This is a genomic window from Cellvibrio sp. ARAG 10.3, from assembly GCF_051846955.1.
Classification (GTDB): Bacteria; Pseudomonadota; Gammaproteobacteria; order Pseudomonadales; family Cellvibrionaceae; genus Cellvibrio.
This window is the reverse complement of the sequence record NZ_JBPYCU010000004.1, coordinates 1-16396: the sequence shown is the minus strand read 5'-3', so window position 1 is coordinate 16396 and position 16396 is coordinate 1. Positions and strand designations below refer to the sequence as shown.

Below are 16396 nucleotides of genomic sequence, written 5' to 3'. Positions count from 1 at the left end.
ATGAAAGAACTACACGTCCGCAAAGAACGCCTCGAATTCAACAAGCTGCAGAAACGCCTGCGGCGGCAGGTTGGCAGTGCGATTACCGACTACAACATGATTGAAGATGGCGACAAGGTGATGGTGTGCCTGTCCGGCGGCAAAGACTCCTACACCATGCTGGATATCCTGATGAGCCTGCAAAAAACCGCGCCCATCACCTTCGACATTGTGGCGGTCAATATGGACCAGAAGCAGCCAGGTTTTCCTGAGCATGTGTTGCCGCAATACCTGACTGAGCTGGGTGTGCCGTTTCATATCATCGAGAAAGATACCTACAGCATCGTGAAAGAGGTTGTGCCCGAGGGCAAAACGACCTGTGGTCTGTGTTCGCGTTTGCGTCGCGGTACCTTGTATGGATTTGCTAACGAGATAGGCGCAACCAAGATCGCCCTGGGGCATCACCGTGACGATATTATTGAGACGTTATTTTTGAATATGTTTTACGGCGGCAAACTCAAAGCCATGCCACCGAAATTATTGTCCGATGACAAACGCAATATCCTGATTCGTCCGCTCGCCTATTGCCGCGAAGATGACATTGCCGAATTTGCCGAAGCCAAAGGCTTTCCGATTATCCCGTGTAATCTGTGCGGTTCGCAGGAAAACCTGCAACGCCAGGTTATCAAACAGATGTTGAATGACTGGGAGAAGCAGAATCCCGGTCGTACCGAAACGATTTTTTCCGCAATAAAAAATGTTGTGCCGTCGCAGTTGGCCGACGACCAGTTGTTTAACTTCCGTGATTTGCAGATACAGCCAGAGGGTGCCTGCGACACTGGGGGTGACGAGTTGAATTTTGATCGGTCGCCAGTGGTGCAGTACATCAATGCGGTGCAGGTTTGATTTTCTGAGTAGCTTCTAAATAATAATTTTTTATCTATTCCATGTTAGGTACGCGAATGTGTTTTTTCGCTTTGTGTGTCGGATTACGCTGCGCTAATCCGACCTACGTGTGTGGTTAACTTCCTTTTCTCGTTTGTGTCCTAAAGGTTTTCCTATACTGATATAACACTGATCTGAAACGGGAGTGAGTTATGCGCGTGGGTGTGCCTAAAGAAGTCAAAGCCGGAGAACATCGTGTGGGATTGACGCCGGCGGCGGTACAGGAATTGACGGCGCGTGGTCATGAGGTGTTTGTTCAGCGGCACGCCGACCAGACAATCGGTTTTGTCGATGAGCAATACCAGCGCGCCGGTGCCAAGCTGCTGGCCTCAACCGAAGCGGTTTATCAGGCTGCAGAATTGATTGTTAAGGTCAAAGAACCGCAAGCGAGCGAATACGCATACCTGCGGGCGGATCACCTGTTATTCACCTATTTGCACCTGGCTGCTGACCCGCAACTTGCGCGCGCTTTGCTGGCATCTCGCGCTGCCTGCATCGCCTACGAAACCGTCACTGATGCCCAGGGGCGCTTGCCGTTGCTAGCGCCTATGTCTGAAGTGGCGGGGCGGATTGCCGTGCAAGCGGGAGCGCATCACCTGGAAATTGCCCAGGGCGGTCGCGGTGTGCTGCTCGGCGGTGTGCCCGGCGTAGCGCCGGCCAATGTCGTTGTGCTTGGTGGTGGCGTGGTCGGCACCCAGGCGGCACGGGTGGCGCTGGGAATGGGCGCCAGGGTGATTATTCTGGATAAATCCTTGCCGCGTCTGCGTGAACTGGACACGCTCTTTGCCGGGCGTGTGCAATGTGAATTTATGACCCTGGCCCGCCTGGATGATCTGGCGATGGAGGCGGACCTGATCATCGGGGCGGTGTTGATTGCCGGTGCCAGTGCCCCGAAATTGTTGAGCCGCGAACAGGTGTCCCGCATGCAGGATGGCAGCGTGCTGGTGGATGTAGCGATTGACCAGGGTGGGTGTTTTGCCACCTCCAGACCCACCACCCACGAACAGCCTACCTACGTCGTGGAGGGTGTTGTGCATTACTGTGTGGCGAACATTCCCAGCGCGGCTGCGCGCACAGCAACCATGGCGCTGACCAATGCCACTTTGCCCTATGTTCTGGCGCTGGCAGATGGTGGGCTATCGGCGGCCCTTGCGGACCCACATTTGCTGGCCGGCATTAACGTATTGCGGGGCGAATTGACCCATGCAGCTGTGGCGGAATCCCTGGGTATTACCTGGCGAGCGGCTGCTGAAGTGGCGCGTCAATAATTAGTATAAAAAGTTAGTCTCTGGCATCTGTTCAATCGATATTGATCTATACTTCAGCTAAATCCTGCCGGCGCTGCGTCGGATGCAGCGCCTCCCTTTTTATCACGGATCATACGCATAAATGAGAGATAACCCTCCGTCGTTTTTTCACGGCATCTCTTTTCAATTAGCCAAGATCGGTATTATTTTGGCGTTTGTGCTCAGTTTTTTTATGAGCTCGGCACAACTGTATCTGGATTTTCATAATCAACAGAAAGAGCTGGAAAGTCTGATCAATCGGGTAATAGAGGTGGCCACACCACCTGCTGCCCGCTCTGTGCAAACCCTCGATGATGAACTCTCCGATGAAGTGGTTAACGGCCTGTTGCGTTACGGATTTATTTACGAGGTAACCATCACCGATGAACTCGGCAATGTCCTTGCTCAGGGGCGCAGTGAACGTTCGCCTTCCACAACGCGCTGGATGACCGAGCAACTGACAGAGAGCAGTAAGGAATATTCAGCGGACTTGATGATTGCCGGATACGCAGAAGGCACTGCCGGTAATATCCGCTTTTCGGTGGATATGGATCAGGCATTAGCCGGTTTTTATGCCCGTTCCGAACTGGGTTTATTCACCGGTGTGCTGCGCAATATGTTGTTGGTGCTGCTGCTGTTCTTTGCATTTTATTTCACGCTCACCAAACCCCTGGCGAAACTGGCTCGCGAAATCAATAACATCAATCCCGACCACCCCGGTGTGCAACGGCTGACACCGCTACCTGCACGCCGTAAAGATGAGTTGGCGCAATTGATCAGCAGCAGTAATCAATTGCTCGATGTGGTGGAGTTATCCCTGGCGAAACGGCGCGCGGTAGAACTTGCACTGCGCAAAAGCGAAGAACATCTACGGCAAATTATCGACAGCCTTCCGGTGATGATCGGTGCGCGCAACATCGCGGGCTATTATCTGTTTGCCAATCAGGCGTTGTCCGACAAGCTGGGTTTTACCCAGGAACAAATGCGCAACCAGCATGTGCGCCAGTTGCTGAAAAATTCCGTATTCGATATTGATACCATATTGCAGAACGATCACCGGGTGATCAGCGGCGGGCAAGCCATTGATGTCTTTGAAGAAGTATTTGTCACTGCGACCGGTGAAAGCATTTATTTGCAAACCCACCTTATGCCGATGGCATTTTACGATGAAAAAGTGGCGTTGATCGTTTCGGTAGATGTCACTGAACGTAAAAATGCCCAGGCAAAGATGGAATACATGGCCCATCACGATGCCTTGACCGGATTGCCCAACCGCATCCAATTGGTTGAACGGCTTGAGCACGAACTGCGCCGCGCGGAACGCCACGCCTACTACGGCGCGGTATTATTTATTGACCTCGACCAGTTTAAAAATATCAACGATTCGCTGGGGCATCCGGTGGGTGACCGGGTGTTGCAAGAAGTGGCGAATCGCCTGACCCGCACTGTGCGCGACGAAGACCTGGTGGCGCGGTTGAGCGGCGATGAATTTGTCGTGGTGCTGACCGTGCTGGATCAGGACCTGGGAACAGCCGCGCTGCGTGCGGGTGAGATCAGTGAAAAAATCCGCACCGTGATTTCCCAGCCGTGTGTGCATGACAATATGGAACTACGGGTGACCTGTAGCGTCGGGGTTGTGGTGTATCCCGATCGCAATAATTCTGTCCACGAGCTCCTGCGGTACGCCGATACCGCGATGTACCAGGTAAAAGAAAAAGGTCGCGATTCGATCGAATTTTTCAATGAAGAAATGGCTGATAAAGTCAGCCGACAGTTGGTGATGGAGGGCGACCTGCATCGCGCGCTGGATGAACAACAATTTGAATTGTATTTCCAACCCAAGATCGATGTGCGTAGCGGCCGCGTAAAAGGTGCGGAAGCCTTATTGCGCTGGTTGCACCCCACCAAGGGTACGATTTCTCCCATCGATTTTATTCCGGTGCTGGAAACTTCCGGCATGATTCTGGAAGTAGGGCAGTGGGTTCTGGAAGAAGCCTGTAAAACCCTGGTGCGCTGGCAAGAGCAGGGTTTGTGGCAGGAAGGGATGCGCCTGAGTATCAACATCAGCCCGCGCCAATTCCGCCGCAATGCGTTTGTCGATGATGTATTGCAAACACTCAATACCTACGCGATTCCCGATAAATCGCTGGAGATGGAGATCACCGAAGGCATTGTTATCCAGCGCGTCGATGAAGCCATCACCACCATGACGGTATTAGCGGATCAGGGCATCAGCTTTTCGCTGGATGATTTCGGTACGGGTTATTCATCCATCAGTTATTTAAAACGTCTGCCGGTGGGCGTGTTGAAGATTGACCAGGGATTCGTGCGCGACATTATTGAAGATCGCAATGATCGCGTTTTGGTAGAAACCATTATCACCATGGGGCGCTTATTGGATATGGAGGTGGTTGCCGAAGGTGTTGAGCAAGCAGAGCAACTGGCCATCCTTAAACAATACGGCTGTCATTTTTATCAGGGATATTATTTCAGTCCCGCCGTGGATCGCGCATCCTTCGAAAGCATCCTGCGTGACGACCAACAGCCCAACATTAAAATAAACGACTGAGAATAAAGGGAATGGCGGTATCAACGCGCAGGATGCGTTCGCCCACATGTACCGCTTCAAAACCGCAACGCATCAATAAATCAATTTCGTAAGGAATAAATCCACCTTCCGGCCCAATGGCAAGGGTAACGCGCCCATCAATTTCCCTCGGGCACGGCGTAGCAGTATAAGGATGAGCCACCAGGGCGCGGGAGTCCTGAATCAAGCCCGGCAAATCATCTTCTACAAAGGGTTTAAAACGCTTTGCCAGTCGTACCTGCGGCAACTGCGTATCACCGCCTTGTTCCAGACCCACCAATAAATGCTCGCGGATGCTTTCCGGTTCAAGGATGGGCGTTTGCCAATAACTTTTTTCCACGCGGTAACTGTTGATCAGGACGAGGTCTTTCACACCCAGGGTAGCGCAGTTTTGCAGGATGCGTTTGAGCATCTTCGGGCGGGGTAGGGCAAGCACCAGCGTCAAGGGTAAAGGCGCCGGTGGTGGTTGTTGCAAAGACACGCTCAGCTCAATCTTCTCTGAATCAAGCGCAGTGACTGTGGCAGTACCGATCAAGCCATCGAGTAAACCCACCTTCAGCTGATCGCCCACACCGGCTTTATGGACATTGATGATGTGCTGTACCCGCCGTGCATCGCACAACCGGGCCTGGGTCGGTGACACAAGATCATCGGCAGTCAGAAGAATCAGGTTCAATTTTACACCGAGTTATCTAACTTCGGCCTATTGCCGATTATGGCTGAGATTAGGTGGAAGTGATCCGTATTTCTTTTCAAATTCAATTTTTATGTACTCAAAAATCCCTTCGAGATTTTGTTGGTCAGTATATAAGTCTGCAAGGGTATCATCGTCGATTGAGTCAGGATCTAAAGAATTTATTTCTTTAAGCTTAGTAATAATCGACTCCATAATAAGAACCCATTCACCCATTGTCATAGATATCGCAAAGCCATCTAAATTGCTCATTGTTTGCTCCTAGCTAACTTTTATGCATGACACTGCTAATTCTTGCAGTAAGCCAATATATTTTGTGAAGGGCATATTGTTGGTTGGGGCAATCATAAAATGATCACTTCTGCCCGGACGTAAATCTTTAACCAATCTCAAACCGATAGGAATCGGAGTGTTCTTTAACAATTTCCATGTATTGCGTTTCTTTGGATCAAAAGTTGATGAAAGAGAGATTCCGTTTCCATTGGCGACCACTATCTCGATGCCATTATTTTTAATAACCATGATATCTTTGAATGCTCTGACGCCGTCAAGTTTCGGGCCTGATGTATTACCAAAACGATAAAGATCCAGCAGAATAAAATTAGCTTCTTCTATGTACAAAAATTCTGGTCTTATCATGTTAATCCCTTGGTTTTCTTGATTGTAAAATAACGAGGTGAGTAGAAATGGTTACCCTCTTCGATAGGCTTTTTTACCATCTTTATAAATCTTTAGGTTCTTTAAGAATTTCAGTCTATTTTTTCATTTATTTAGTATCGTTGGAGTTATTTGCCGAGCAATTTATTTTAGGTTACAACTTAAACTGAGCTTCAATCAAATTAATAATTTCAGCGATAACTTCGCAAGTTATACCGGCAATTCTAGCTCCGCCTTTTTTTCCTTGCTCTACATCATACCCGTGGCTACTCAAAAACTGATTTAACTCAGAAAATACATCGCGACTTCTGCCAATACCCAAGTTGTGTCGCCCTGATTTCCTGGCTCCCACATAGTATGTGAGTTGCTTTTCATCACTAAAAATGTTGGTCCGCCTTTTCTGGAGCTGGATCTAAGTGGGTAATTCAATAGATCTGCGATCTCGCCCAATAAAATGTGATCAGTTTTTTTCTTGGCTTCTTCTTCTGTTTTTAAAACGCTCTGAGTATAAGCATCTTGGCTTTCTTGAATCGGAACGACCGTCGCGCCGATTAATTCCATGATAGGAGACATTCTTTCAACGAGAGTGTCTTCTTTATCTAAAAACCATTCCCCCTCCACTCGGTTATCTTCCATTAATAGATGGAGGGCGCTTTCGATTGCTTTAGCATTTTCGTGAGTCCAGGCGGCAACGCATTGAGCTTTTATAGGAGATTTGGTATTGCTAATCTGTTGCAGGCGAGAATCAAGAGTTGCATTTCCCCAGCCTGTGATGCCGACTTTTTTATACGGTATATCGATATGTCCGCCGATATCGATATGACGCATCACATAGATTATTGTATGTTTGACTTCCATTGTTATCTCTTTTGATTCTAATGTTTGAAATGAAAGGCCAGCTTAATCGTAAGGAATATTAGCAGCGAAGAATCTCCAATAGCCAAAACTGGTGAAGCCTTGCGCTTCACCTATAAAAGAGTGGTGCCCCGGAGACGATTTGAACGTCCGACCTGCCGCTTAGGAGGCGGCTGCTCTATCCAACTGAGCTACCGGAGCATGGCGTTGAGTTTGCGAAGCGGCGCCATTGTAAAAAGTTTTGCCCGATAATCCAAGGAAAAGGGCAGACGCACGGCGGGATCTGCCAGGAATAGTGGCAGATCCCGGTGATATCAGGCTTCCGCAATACAGTGGGAACTGGCGGAACTGGTGGTGGCGCCGGCACTGGTATACAGCTGCGGAGCAGCAACCTGGCCACGCAACAGGTTGAGCAATTGACCGAGGGTTTGCCGGGAGCGACCGATCATCTTGCCGTTAATTTCATTGAGGGATTTGCATTGGGCAAACTCCGCCATCAGGGTGCGCCAGCTGTCCAGCAGATCGCGGGTAGCGGCATTCTGGCCCAGGAAGATTTCCCATTGCTCCGGTGAGGCCTTGAAACCCGCCGCTTTCAGCAGGGTGGCACGCTGCCGGGCATTGAGTCCAAGGGTTTCGAGCAATTGGTCTTTGCGCTCGATAATAGCCGGCAGTTCGCTGTGCTCGCGTCGTTCGAGCAATTCGCGTTCGCGCAGTAACAAAGATTTGAGTTCGCCGATTGCAGCGCTGTCTTGCGCAATCATGTTATGCAGGCTGTGCGGATGGAGTGTGGACATAAGTCACCTCTGCGTTTTATTAAAACCCTGCGACGGACGGGGGAGGTCAGTTGCCGGATCTTCTTGCTACTGCATCTTTCCATTCGCTGAACGACATCGTGTCTTGCCAGGCGAATGATTGGATGCGCCATTGACCATTGCTGCCGGTTGGGGGCGGCAGCAACAGTTTTTTAACCTAACAGGTCGTCTTGCTTTAACAGGTTTTCGGCGATGCGCTCGGCGTTGATTTCAAACCGGCCGCTGGCAATCGCCAGCTTTAACGCCGCGACACGCTCCACATCGACGTCCGGCGCCTGGCTGATACTGGCCTGCAGACGATTAAGGCGTTGTGCTTCCTGACTCAACACAACGTTCTCCTTATTGGTTGCGGCCTCAGCCGGTGCAGCGGTTGCTTTACTGCCGGACGGCGCAACCGGTGCCGTATTACGGCTGCGGGTGCTGGACGCGCTGCCGGGTGTAAGGTTGTTGTTTGTGTCGATAACCATGGTGTTTCCCCAACTGATTTAATGGCTGTAGCTGATAACGCAAAGGCGGGTAAGCCCGCGTGGAGTGTGCCTGAGTTTCGACGTCCTCGCCAAAGAAACAGGACTCCTGTGTCAGCTATCGGCCTGGTTTACAGGAACTTTAGTGATATTCCTGCATAAATTTGAGCTCGCGCACATTTCGTGCAAATCAACCGGTTAAATCGATGTTCTCACTTTGCCGGCTTCCACCACCTCTGCGCTGACAATCCGCTCGGACTGGCTGTTGCGCACCCGGATTCGTTGACCGATACGGCCGTTGGCCATGGCGATACCGGTTGAATTGACGGCAATGGTGCCGGCCTGTATTTCAATATGGACGGCGTCGCCGCGCTTGATGACCAGCGGTGCATCCAGGATTGAGCCGCGAAACGCCTCGCCTTTATTCATTGGCCGCTGGAGCTCCTGGCCGATGATGTTCTCGCGCCGGGCGAGATAACCCTGTCGGAGCTGGCTGATATTGACCACTTCGATGCTGATATCGCTCGCGCTGACCACGTCGCCGCGCACCAGGTTACGACTGGCCACCGCCAGGGGGCGAAACAGCGACACCTGCGCCGGAACATAGATCGACCAGCTCTGGCTTGCTTCGCATCGGGTTTGAACGGTCAGGTTTCCGCCGCTGTTACTTGAATCGTTCAGCGACATCACCAAGGGCTGGGGGCAGGCCGGCAACACCAGACGAGGGTCAAGGCTACCGACCTTGATCTCCAGGCGTTCCACATCCTGCTGTTGGTAATGGCGCTCCAGGAAGGTTTCCACCTGCTGCTGCAAATCCCCCAGGTCGTGCCTGACTGCACTCGCCTGACTGGGCGGCAGCGTCAAGAAAACCACGCCGGCCACGGCCAATAGCGGCTGCAGAAGTCTCCGGACCAGATAAAAACTACGAATTCCCATAATTTGTCCTATCCTCATAGGGTGGATGAAGGCACAAAGACCCACATTTAATTGCCGCTACGGCAATTCATCCACTAAAGAGTGACGGGCTTTAGCCGCTATAGCGTTTATTGTGGAAATAAAGCAAAGACTGTGCCGCCGGCGGGGTCATCGTGGCAGGGTTACATCCCGGCCAACGCTTGGCTGGACTTTAGAGCAAATATAAACAGATAGCAGATATAAAGAGGTATTACATGGCCGGAGTAATGGATAGCGTCAACCAACGCACCCAGTTGGTGGGACAGAATCGCCTGGAGCTCCTGTTGTTCAGGTTGGGTGGCCAACAGATGTACGGAATCAATGTCTTTAAAGTCAAAGAAGTCCTGCAGTGCCCTCCGCTCAACGCCATACCCGGCCGCAGCGCCGTGGTGCGTGGTGTTGCCCATATTCGCGGCGGTACCCTGCCGATTATGGATATGAACCTGGCCATCGGGCGCCGCGCCTTGCCGGACATTGCCAATTGCTTTGTGATCATTACTGAATACAATCGCACCGCCCAGGGTTTTCTGGTGAGTTCCGTTGAACGTATCGTCAACATGAACTGGGGCGACATTCATCCGCCACCCAAGGGCGCGGGTAAGGAACATTACCTGACCGCCGTTACCCAGGTTGATGGACAACTGGTGGAAATTATTGATGTGGAGAAAATCCTCGCCGAGGTCTCACCCCCGCGCGAAGAAATCAGTGCCGGCGTGGTGGAAAGCAATATTGCCGAACGCGCCGTACAAAAACACGTATTGATTGTGGACGACTCATCCATTGCGCGTAAGCAGATCCAGCGGGTGGTTGAATCCATGGGTATCAAGACCACGTTAAAAAAAGATGGTCTCGAAGCCTTCAATTACCTTAAAGATCTACTTGCTGCGGGCAAAGACCCGTATAACGAATTGGTGTTGATCATTTGTGATATTGAAATGCCCGAGATGGATGGCTACACCTTTACCGCCGAATTGCGTAACCACCCCGATCTTAAAAAACTGCACATCATCCTGCACACCTCGTTGAGCGGTGTCTTTAACGAAGCCATGGTGAAGAAAGTTGGTGCGGATGATTTCCTCGCAAAATTTCACCCCGATGAGCTCGCGCGTCGGGTTAATGATCACCTGTTAAAAACCACCGGAGAAAACCTGTTGGATAAAAACAACTAAGCAATCGGTGGGGATACGATGTCCCTTAAAAACAGCGAGATGTTGTGGGAAGCAGCCGAGCCATCCCACAACCGTTACAGCCAGATGGTTTTGCGTGTGTGGTTGATTGTGTATGAAAAAAGATTTCGGGAATAAATCCCCTGAGACCCGGAGTGGTTCAGGGTTATCAGGTATAACATCGACCTCCAGTGTCGCAGGAACTGCCGTGCATCGAGACAATTTTGATCAGGCTGAATTCGATCTCTTCAGGCAATTCCTGCAAGACGCATGCGGCATCGCCCTGGGTGATAACAAACAATACCTCGTGTCCAACCGCATCCGACGCTTGCTGGAAGAGCACAAGCTGCACTCCTTCAGCGACCTGGTACGCGCCCTGAAGCAAAACACCAACCGCAAACTGCGCGACCAGGTCATCGACGCCATGACCACCAACGAAACCTTCTGGTTTCGCGATATCTATCCCTACGAACACCTCCGCACCCAACTGCTGCCGCAACTCATGGGCGGTAATAACCGCATGTTCGGGCCGATCCGCATCTGGTCAGCGGCCTGCTCCTCGGGCCAGGAACCTTATTCCATCAGCATGATGGTAGAAGAATACCGCCGCCAGAACATGGGCGCGCTACCGCGCCCGGTGCAAATCGTGGCCACAGATGTATCGGCAACGATTCTGGATCAGGCGCGCAAGGCGGAATACGACCGCTTGTCAGTACTGCGCGGGCTGTCGGATGAGCGCTTGCAACGCTACTTTGATAAAGCCTCGGATAACGTCTGGCGAGTCAAGCCGTTTGTGCGGGAGCGGATAGAATTCAAGGCGTGGAATCTGATGGATTCGTACGCGATGTTGGGTAAATTCGATATCGTGTTTTGCCGGAATGTGTTGATTTACTTTAACGCTGAATTGAAGCGGCAGATTTTGCAGAAGATCCATGCGTCGTTGAAGCCGAAGGGGATTTTGTTTTTGGGGTCTTCGGAGGGCTTGGCGGGGGCGGCGGATTTGTTTGAGATGGTGCGGTGTGAGCCTGGGATTTTGTATCGGGCTGTTTAGTGAGGAGTTACGAATTGGGGGCAGGGATCACGGAGAAGGTTTCGAGACACGCCGTGAACCCGGCCCCTACGCGCTCCCGGCGCTTCGGCACACTTCCCACATCCATGTGGGTCGTCCATGGGGGCTCAGCACCGACATCCTGTCGGTGATGGTCTCGAAACCTTCTCCGCGATCCCTGCTGTGCCATCTGAATTGCGTTTGAGTGCTTTTCTCTTCATTGATTTATACATGTATAAAAGTAGGGGTATTGCTATTTACTTCATTGTAAAAGCCCTTCGTTTCTCCTCTTGAGTAAACCTTTGCAATAACTAAAAGAACTTCTCCCGAGTTAAAAATTTAAAACCACAAAGCCAATCGTGTGGCAGTGAAGGGGTTGGGGAGCAGCTTGCAAGACCATCACCCGCATGGACGACCCACATGGATGTGGGAAGTTTGCCGAAGTGCAGGGAGCACGTAGGCATCAGGGTGATGAGCCTACAGGGATGTATTTACGGCGTGTCTTGCAAGCTGCTCCCCAACCCCTTTCTCATTTCCCACTCGAACCAAAAGCGGAAAAACTTTGCCGCTTTTCCTTTGCCGCTTCTGCCTTTGCCGTTTTTACTGCCGCGTTATCACGTAGCCACTCCAACTAATACCTATAAAAATCAATAAGTTAATATAAATATCGGCCTTTGGCATACCCCTTGCTTTAACACACGCAAGAGTAAAACCTTCAGGAAACGCCGGAGCCACCTATGTCCATATCCTTCGAATCAGCACTCGGAATCCACGAAAGCGCACTGCGTGTGCGCGGTCAGCGGGCATCGGTGTTAGCGGACAACCTGGCCAACGTCGATACCCCCAACTACAAAGCCCGGGACATCGACTTCAAAGCCATGCTCGCCGGCAAGATGGAACAGGCAGGGCGGTTCAACATGCACACCACCAGCGCCGGCCACATCAGCGGTGCCGGTATGGCGCTGGACGATGCCGGCACAATGTACCGCGTACCCAGCCAGCCCTCCATCGACGGCAACACCGTGGAAGACCAGATCGAACACGCGGAATACATGAAAAACGCCTTGGCATTCCAGGCGAGCTTCACCTTCCTGAACAGCAAATTTAAAGGGTTGACTGCCGCCATTCGCGGTGAATAGTCGGTCGGATTAATAATGAATTGATTGGAAAACGTTGGAGTTAACTATGGCACTCGGACACATCTTCGACATCGCCGGCTCAGGTATGAACGCGCAAAGTTTGCGCCTGAACACCACCGCCAGCAACCTGGCAAACGCCCAGTCGGCCAGCTCCAGCGCGGACGAAGTGTATCGCAACCGCCAACCGGTGTTTGCGGCGATTCAACGCCAGGCCATGGCGGCCATGAAAAGCGGCAACGGGTTTGATAACGGCTTTGCCACACCGGATGACGTAGGCGCCGGGGTGCAGGTATTGGGTGTGGTGGAGAGTGATGCACCGCTGCAACGTCGCTACGAGCCGGACCATCCGCAGGCTGATGAAGAAGGCTATGTGTTTTACCCCAACGTGAATCCCGTAGAAGAGATGACCAACATGATCTCCGCGTCGCGCTCGTTTCAAATGAATGTCGAGGTGATGAACTCGGCCAAGCAGATGGTTCAACGTGTGTTGACCCTGGGTCAGTAAGGAGCGGCGGCGATGAGTCAGGTTAATAACAATACCACCGGCAATGTGTTGAGTAATTTGAATATCAACAATCAGCCGAAGGAACCCAAAAGCAACGAGTTAGGCCAGACGGCGTTTCTCGAATTAATGATTACCCAATTGAACAATCAGGACCCGCTGAGTCCGCAGGAAAACACCGAATTTATCGCGCAGTTGGCGCAGTTCAGTTCGGTAGAGGGGCTGGAGCGTCTGAACAAGAATTTCAATAATTTCAGTTCCAGCTTTATGTCCAACCAGGCATTGCAAGCTTCTTCACTGGTGGGCCGCTCCGTAACGGTACCGGCGGAGACAGCGCGCCTGACCGCTGGCGGCATTGTGTCCGGCAGTGTGGATCTTGCGGCGGCCACCGGGGACATGAAGATCAGCATCTATGACAGCAAGGGGGCCTTGGTCGCCAATATTCCGGTGGGTGGCATGCCGGCCGGTGAGGTGTCGTTCCGTTGGGATGGCCAGTACATGGAAGTGAATGGCGAGTTGTTGAGCTGGTCAGCCGGTGAAAAACCCTTGCCGGTCGGTGAATACACCTTTGAAGTCTATGCAACACAGGATGGCAAAGCCGAGCAACTGGAAACCGCGCTCAGTGCCAACGTCAACAGCGTGACCCTGGGGGCGGATGGGGTGATTACCCTCAACCTCGCGGGCCTCGGTCCGGTGAATATCGGTGACGTTAAACAATTTAACTAGTGGCCGGCTATCGGCAAAACAATATCAATCGTCATTAACCGTTATTGAAATACTGGCGCCACACGAGCGCCAGCGACTCAAGTACCCAGGAGCACATCATGTCTTTTAACACTGCGCTGAGTGGCATTCGTGCCTCGAATACTGACCTGCAGGTGACTGGTAATAACATTGCCAACGCGGGCACCATCGGTTTCAAATCATCGCGGGTGGAGTTCGGTGATTTGTATTCCGCAAGTATCCTGGGCAGTGGTGGCAACACGCCCGGCAGCGGTGTGTCGCTGCAGATGATCCGCCAGGATTTTGGTAACGGTAACCCGAAGTTGACCGAGCGCGATCTGGACCTGGCGGTTAACGGGGCTGGCTTTTTTGTATTAAGCAATCAGGGGGAGCGGTTATTTACCCGTGCCGGGGCTTTTGGTTTGAATGACCAAGGCTATGTGGTCAGCGCCACCGGTGCATTTTTACAAGGCTTTTCCGCCAATGCACAAGGCAATATCAGCGGTATCATCGGCAACCTCCGGGTGGACGTAAATACCCAGGCACCGCGTCAGACAACGGGTGTTGAATCGGCCTTTAACCTGGACTCCAATGAAACCGTGCTGGAAACCGTCGGCAGCCGCTTTGCCACCGATGGTGCGGCGGTGGGTGTTACGCAAGTCGGCTTGCAGGATGCCACCACTACGACGACTAATCTGGGCGCTGTGGCAACTCCCATCGACTTCGGTGCAAACCCGACCACCTTTGATATCACCCTGGCGGGTTCATCGCCGGCTTCCGGCAACGGCACCGTGTCCATTAACCTGAACGCCTCCACCGCGAACTCCGTGCAGGATATTGTTAACCTGATCAACAGCGCTATCTTCAGTTCAGCTACGCCGATCAACGCACAGGCGGTGGCCAATGGCGGCAATATTGAATTACGCGATTTGACCGAAGGGGCATCTTCAACCATTACCCTGGCGAACGTAACCGGTGGCAATGCCTTGTCCGCCGCATTGAACGGCGCCGGCCCATCGGTTGCCGGTATCCCGTCCGCCACCAATGGTTACCTGTCGCAGACCCTGGAGATTCAAGGGCCCACCGGCGCGACCGTGACCTTTACCAGCGACGCCGGTGCATCTGCCGCCCAGACGGCCTCCGAGCTGAACGCATTGGCCGGCGTGACCGCTACTGCGCGTACCAACGCTACGCTCTACGCCACTAACTTCAATAACGCTAACGGTAACCTTACGCTTAACGGTATCACGCTGGCCGCCAATAACCTGGCCGCCCTGGCGAACGAGATCAATGCCCTGACTACCTCCACCTTGCCGGGCATCAGCGCCACCGTTAACACCGCAGGCGACCTGGAAATTGTGTCGGCAGTGGGCACTGATTTGCGTTTTGCCTTTGCGGGACCCTTACCCGCGGGGCAAGCCGATATCCAGGGCCGTGCCGGTACCGGCTTGCAAACGATCAATAACATCAATGATGCCGCAGTGATAGGCGGCAATATCACCATCGTAATGGAAGAAGGTTATTCGGTGGCAAGTAGTACTCCGGCGGTAGGCAACCTGTTCGCACCCTTGACGCCCGCCAGCTTTACTGATGTGCCGATCAATGCGTTTGATCCGACTGACCAAAACACCTACAACCATGCGACCTCCAACCCGGTGTTTGACAGCTTGGGTAATCCGCACATCATGAGCCAATATTTTGTTAAGCAGCCCTATGATCCGGCTGATCCGTCCACCTCGCCCAACCACTGGGTGATGTACGTCCAGATCGACGGCCAGAATGTAGGCGACCCTGATCCGACCTTGCCGTCGCCGGCAAATACCCTGCCGACCATGGCGTCTTTCAACGTGCACTTCAATGCTAACGGTACGCTCAACACCACGCTGACCGACAGCATGCTGATTTCCAACTGGACCCCCTTGGGCGAGGACGGCGAGCCTAACGGTGCGTTGGCCCCGTTGAATGTTTTGCAGGGCGGCACAACGCCGGTGGTTGAACCGCCATCCAGCTCTAACTTTGAAATTGACCTGACCGGTACCACCCAGTTTGGCAGTTCTTTCGCTGTGGATGATTATGATCAAAACGGTTACGCCACCGGTCGCCTGGCGAGTCTCGATGTCGGTTCTACCGGGATTATCTTCGCGCGCTTTACCAACGGGGAGGCTCAGGTGTTGGGACAGGTTGCGTTGGCGAACTTTAACAACATTGAAGGCTTGAGGCCGGTCGGTAACACCATGTGGGCGCAAACCTTTGAGACCGGTGAAGCGGTGATCGGTGCGCCGGGATCATCCTCGCTGGGGAACATTACCGCGGGCGCGCTCGAAGAATCCAACGTGGATCTGTCCGAGGAACTGGTGAACCTGATCATCGCCCAACGAAATTTCCAGGCCAACGCCAAGACCATCGAAACCGCCAACGCCACTACCCAGACGATCATTAACCTGAGGTAATAGGCGTGTGATGTCGGATTAGGCAAAGCCGTAATCCGACATCCCGACCAAGGCGCGAACCCGTAGATACCATCTCTCCGATACCACCACAAGCAACCCATCAGGCCGCTTGTGGTGAGTATGCTGTTTGATGCT

General features: G+C 52.4%; 16 protein-coding genes and 1 tRNA gene. 9 read left to right on the top strand and 8 right to left on the bottom strand.

Annotation, left to right across the window (positions count from 1 at the left end):
- The 3 genes from ttcA (at nucleotide 1) to ACSV5M_RS06475 (ending at nucleotide 4779) form a co-directional block, all read left to right on the top strand.
- Nucleotides 1–885 carry a tRNA 2-thiocytidine(32) synthetase TtcA gene (ttcA, locus tag ACSV5M_RS06485; RefSeq protein WP_439174818.1) on the top strand — a complete coding sequence of 295 codons (885 nt, stop codon included), beginning with the start codon at nucleotides 1–3 and terminating at the stop codon, nucleotides 883–885.
- Between the two features lie 191 nt (nucleotides 886–1076).
- Nucleotides 1077–2192 (top strand): alanine dehydrogenase, encoded by a 1116-nt coding sequence (ald, locus tag ACSV5M_RS06480; protein ID WP_439174817.1) that lies wholly within the window; start codon nucleotides 1077–1079, stop codon nucleotides 2190–2192.
- A 121-nt stretch (nucleotides 2193–2313) separates the two neighbouring features.
- Nucleotides 2314–4779, top strand: coding sequence for a putative bifunctional diguanylate cyclase/phosphodiesterase (locus tag ACSV5M_RS06475; RefSeq protein ID WP_439174816.1), 2466 nt, complete (start codon nucleotides 2314–2316; stop codon nucleotides 4777–4779).
- On the opposite strand, the gene ACSV5M_RS06470 is transcribed toward ACSV5M_RS06475, so the two are convergent.
- The 8 genes from ACSV5M_RS06470 to flgA form a co-directional block, all read right to left on the bottom strand.
- Entirely contained in the window at nucleotides 4763–5473 is a 711-nt protein-coding gene (locus ACSV5M_RS06470) for a 16S rRNA (uracil(1498)-N(3))-methyltransferase (RefSeq protein WP_439174815.1), read from the bottom strand. The two genes, ACSV5M_RS06475 and ACSV5M_RS06470, sit on opposite strands and share 17 nt — an antisense overlap.
- Nucleotides 5474–5500: 27 nt before the next feature.
- A complete protein-coding gene (locus ACSV5M_RS06465; protein WP_439174814.1) occupies nucleotides 5501–5743 on the bottom strand; it encodes a hypothetical protein in 243 nt (80 codons plus the stop codon).
- Between the two features lie 9 nt (nucleotides 5744–5752).
- On the bottom strand, nucleotides 5753–6130 hold the full coding sequence (locus tag ACSV5M_RS06460; protein ID WP_439174813.1) for a hypothetical protein: 378 nt from the start codon (nucleotides 6128–6130) through the stop codon (nucleotides 5753–5755).
- 300 nt (nucleotides 6131–6430) lie between these two features.
- Nucleotides 6431–7006 carry a GIY-YIG nuclease family protein gene (locus ACSV5M_RS06455; RefSeq protein WP_439174812.1) on the bottom strand — a complete coding sequence of 192 codons (576 nt, stop codon included), beginning with the start codon at nucleotides 7004–7006 and terminating at the stop codon, nucleotides 6431–6433.
- Between the two features lie 121 nt (nucleotides 7007–7127).
- Nucleotides 7128–7204 (bottom strand) — tRNA-Arg (locus ACSV5M_RS06450).
- 113 nt (nucleotides 7205–7317) lie between these two features.
- Nucleotides 7318–7797, bottom strand: coding sequence for a flagella synthesis protein FlgN (locus tag ACSV5M_RS06445; RefSeq protein WP_439174811.1), 480 nt, complete (start codon nucleotides 7795–7797; stop codon nucleotides 7318–7320).
- Between the two features lie 170 nt (nucleotides 7798–7967).
- On the bottom strand, nucleotides 7968–8282 hold the full coding sequence (gene flgM, locus ACSV5M_RS06440; protein ID WP_439174810.1) for a flagellar biosynthesis anti-sigma factor FlgM: 315 nt from the start codon (nucleotides 8280–8282) through the stop codon (nucleotides 7968–7970).
- Between the two features lie 195 nt (nucleotides 8283–8477).
- Nucleotides 8478–9215 (bottom strand): flagellar basal body P-ring formation chaperone FlgA, encoded by a 738-nt coding sequence (flgA, locus tag ACSV5M_RS06435; RefSeq protein ID WP_439174809.1) that lies wholly within the window; start codon nucleotides 9213–9215, stop codon nucleotides 8478–8480.
- 233 nt (nucleotides 9216–9448) lie between these two features.
- Between flgA and ACSV5M_RS06430 the strand changes: the two genes are divergently transcribed.
- The 6 genes from ACSV5M_RS06430 to ACSV5M_RS06405 all read left to right on the top strand — a co-directional run bounded on the left by ACSV5M_RS06430 (nucleotide 9449) and on the right by ACSV5M_RS06405 (nucleotide 16261).
- Complete coding sequence (locus tag ACSV5M_RS06430) at nucleotides 9449–10402, top strand: chemotaxis protein CheV (RefSeq protein WP_439174808.1); 954 nt, start codon at nucleotides 9449–9451, stop codon at nucleotides 10400–10402.
- Nucleotides 10403–10607: 205 nt separating this feature from the next.
- Nucleotides 10608–11450, top strand: a complete 843-nt coding sequence (locus ACSV5M_RS06425) for a CheR family methyltransferase (RefSeq protein ID WP_439174807.1) — start codon at nucleotides 10608–10610, stop codon at nucleotides 11448–11450.
- Nucleotides 11451–12184: 734 nt separating this feature from the next.
- Nucleotides 12185–12586: a flagellar basal body rod protein FlgB gene (gene flgB / locus ACSV5M_RS06420; protein ID WP_439174805.1), complete on the top strand. Its 402-nt coding sequence runs from the start codon at nucleotides 12185–12187 to the stop codon at nucleotides 12584–12586.
- A gap of 46 nt (nucleotides 12587–12632) precedes the next feature.
- A complete protein-coding gene (flgC, locus tag ACSV5M_RS06415; RefSeq protein ID WP_439174804.1) occupies nucleotides 12633–13091 on the top strand; it encodes a flagellar basal body rod protein FlgC in 459 nt (152 codons plus the stop codon).
- Between the two features lie 12 nt (nucleotides 13092–13103).
- Nucleotides 13104–13814: a flagellar hook assembly protein FlgD gene (locus tag ACSV5M_RS06410; protein WP_439174803.1), complete on the top strand. Its 711-nt coding sequence runs from the start codon at nucleotides 13104–13106 to the stop codon at nucleotides 13812–13814.
- Nucleotides 13815–13912: 98 nt separating this feature from the next.
- On the top strand, nucleotides 13913–16261 hold the full coding sequence (locus ACSV5M_RS06405; protein WP_439174802.1) for a flagellar hook-basal body complex protein: 2349 nt from the start codon (nucleotides 13913–13915) through the stop codon (nucleotides 16259–16261).
- The last annotated feature ends 135 nt before the right edge of the window (nucleotides 16262–16396 follow it).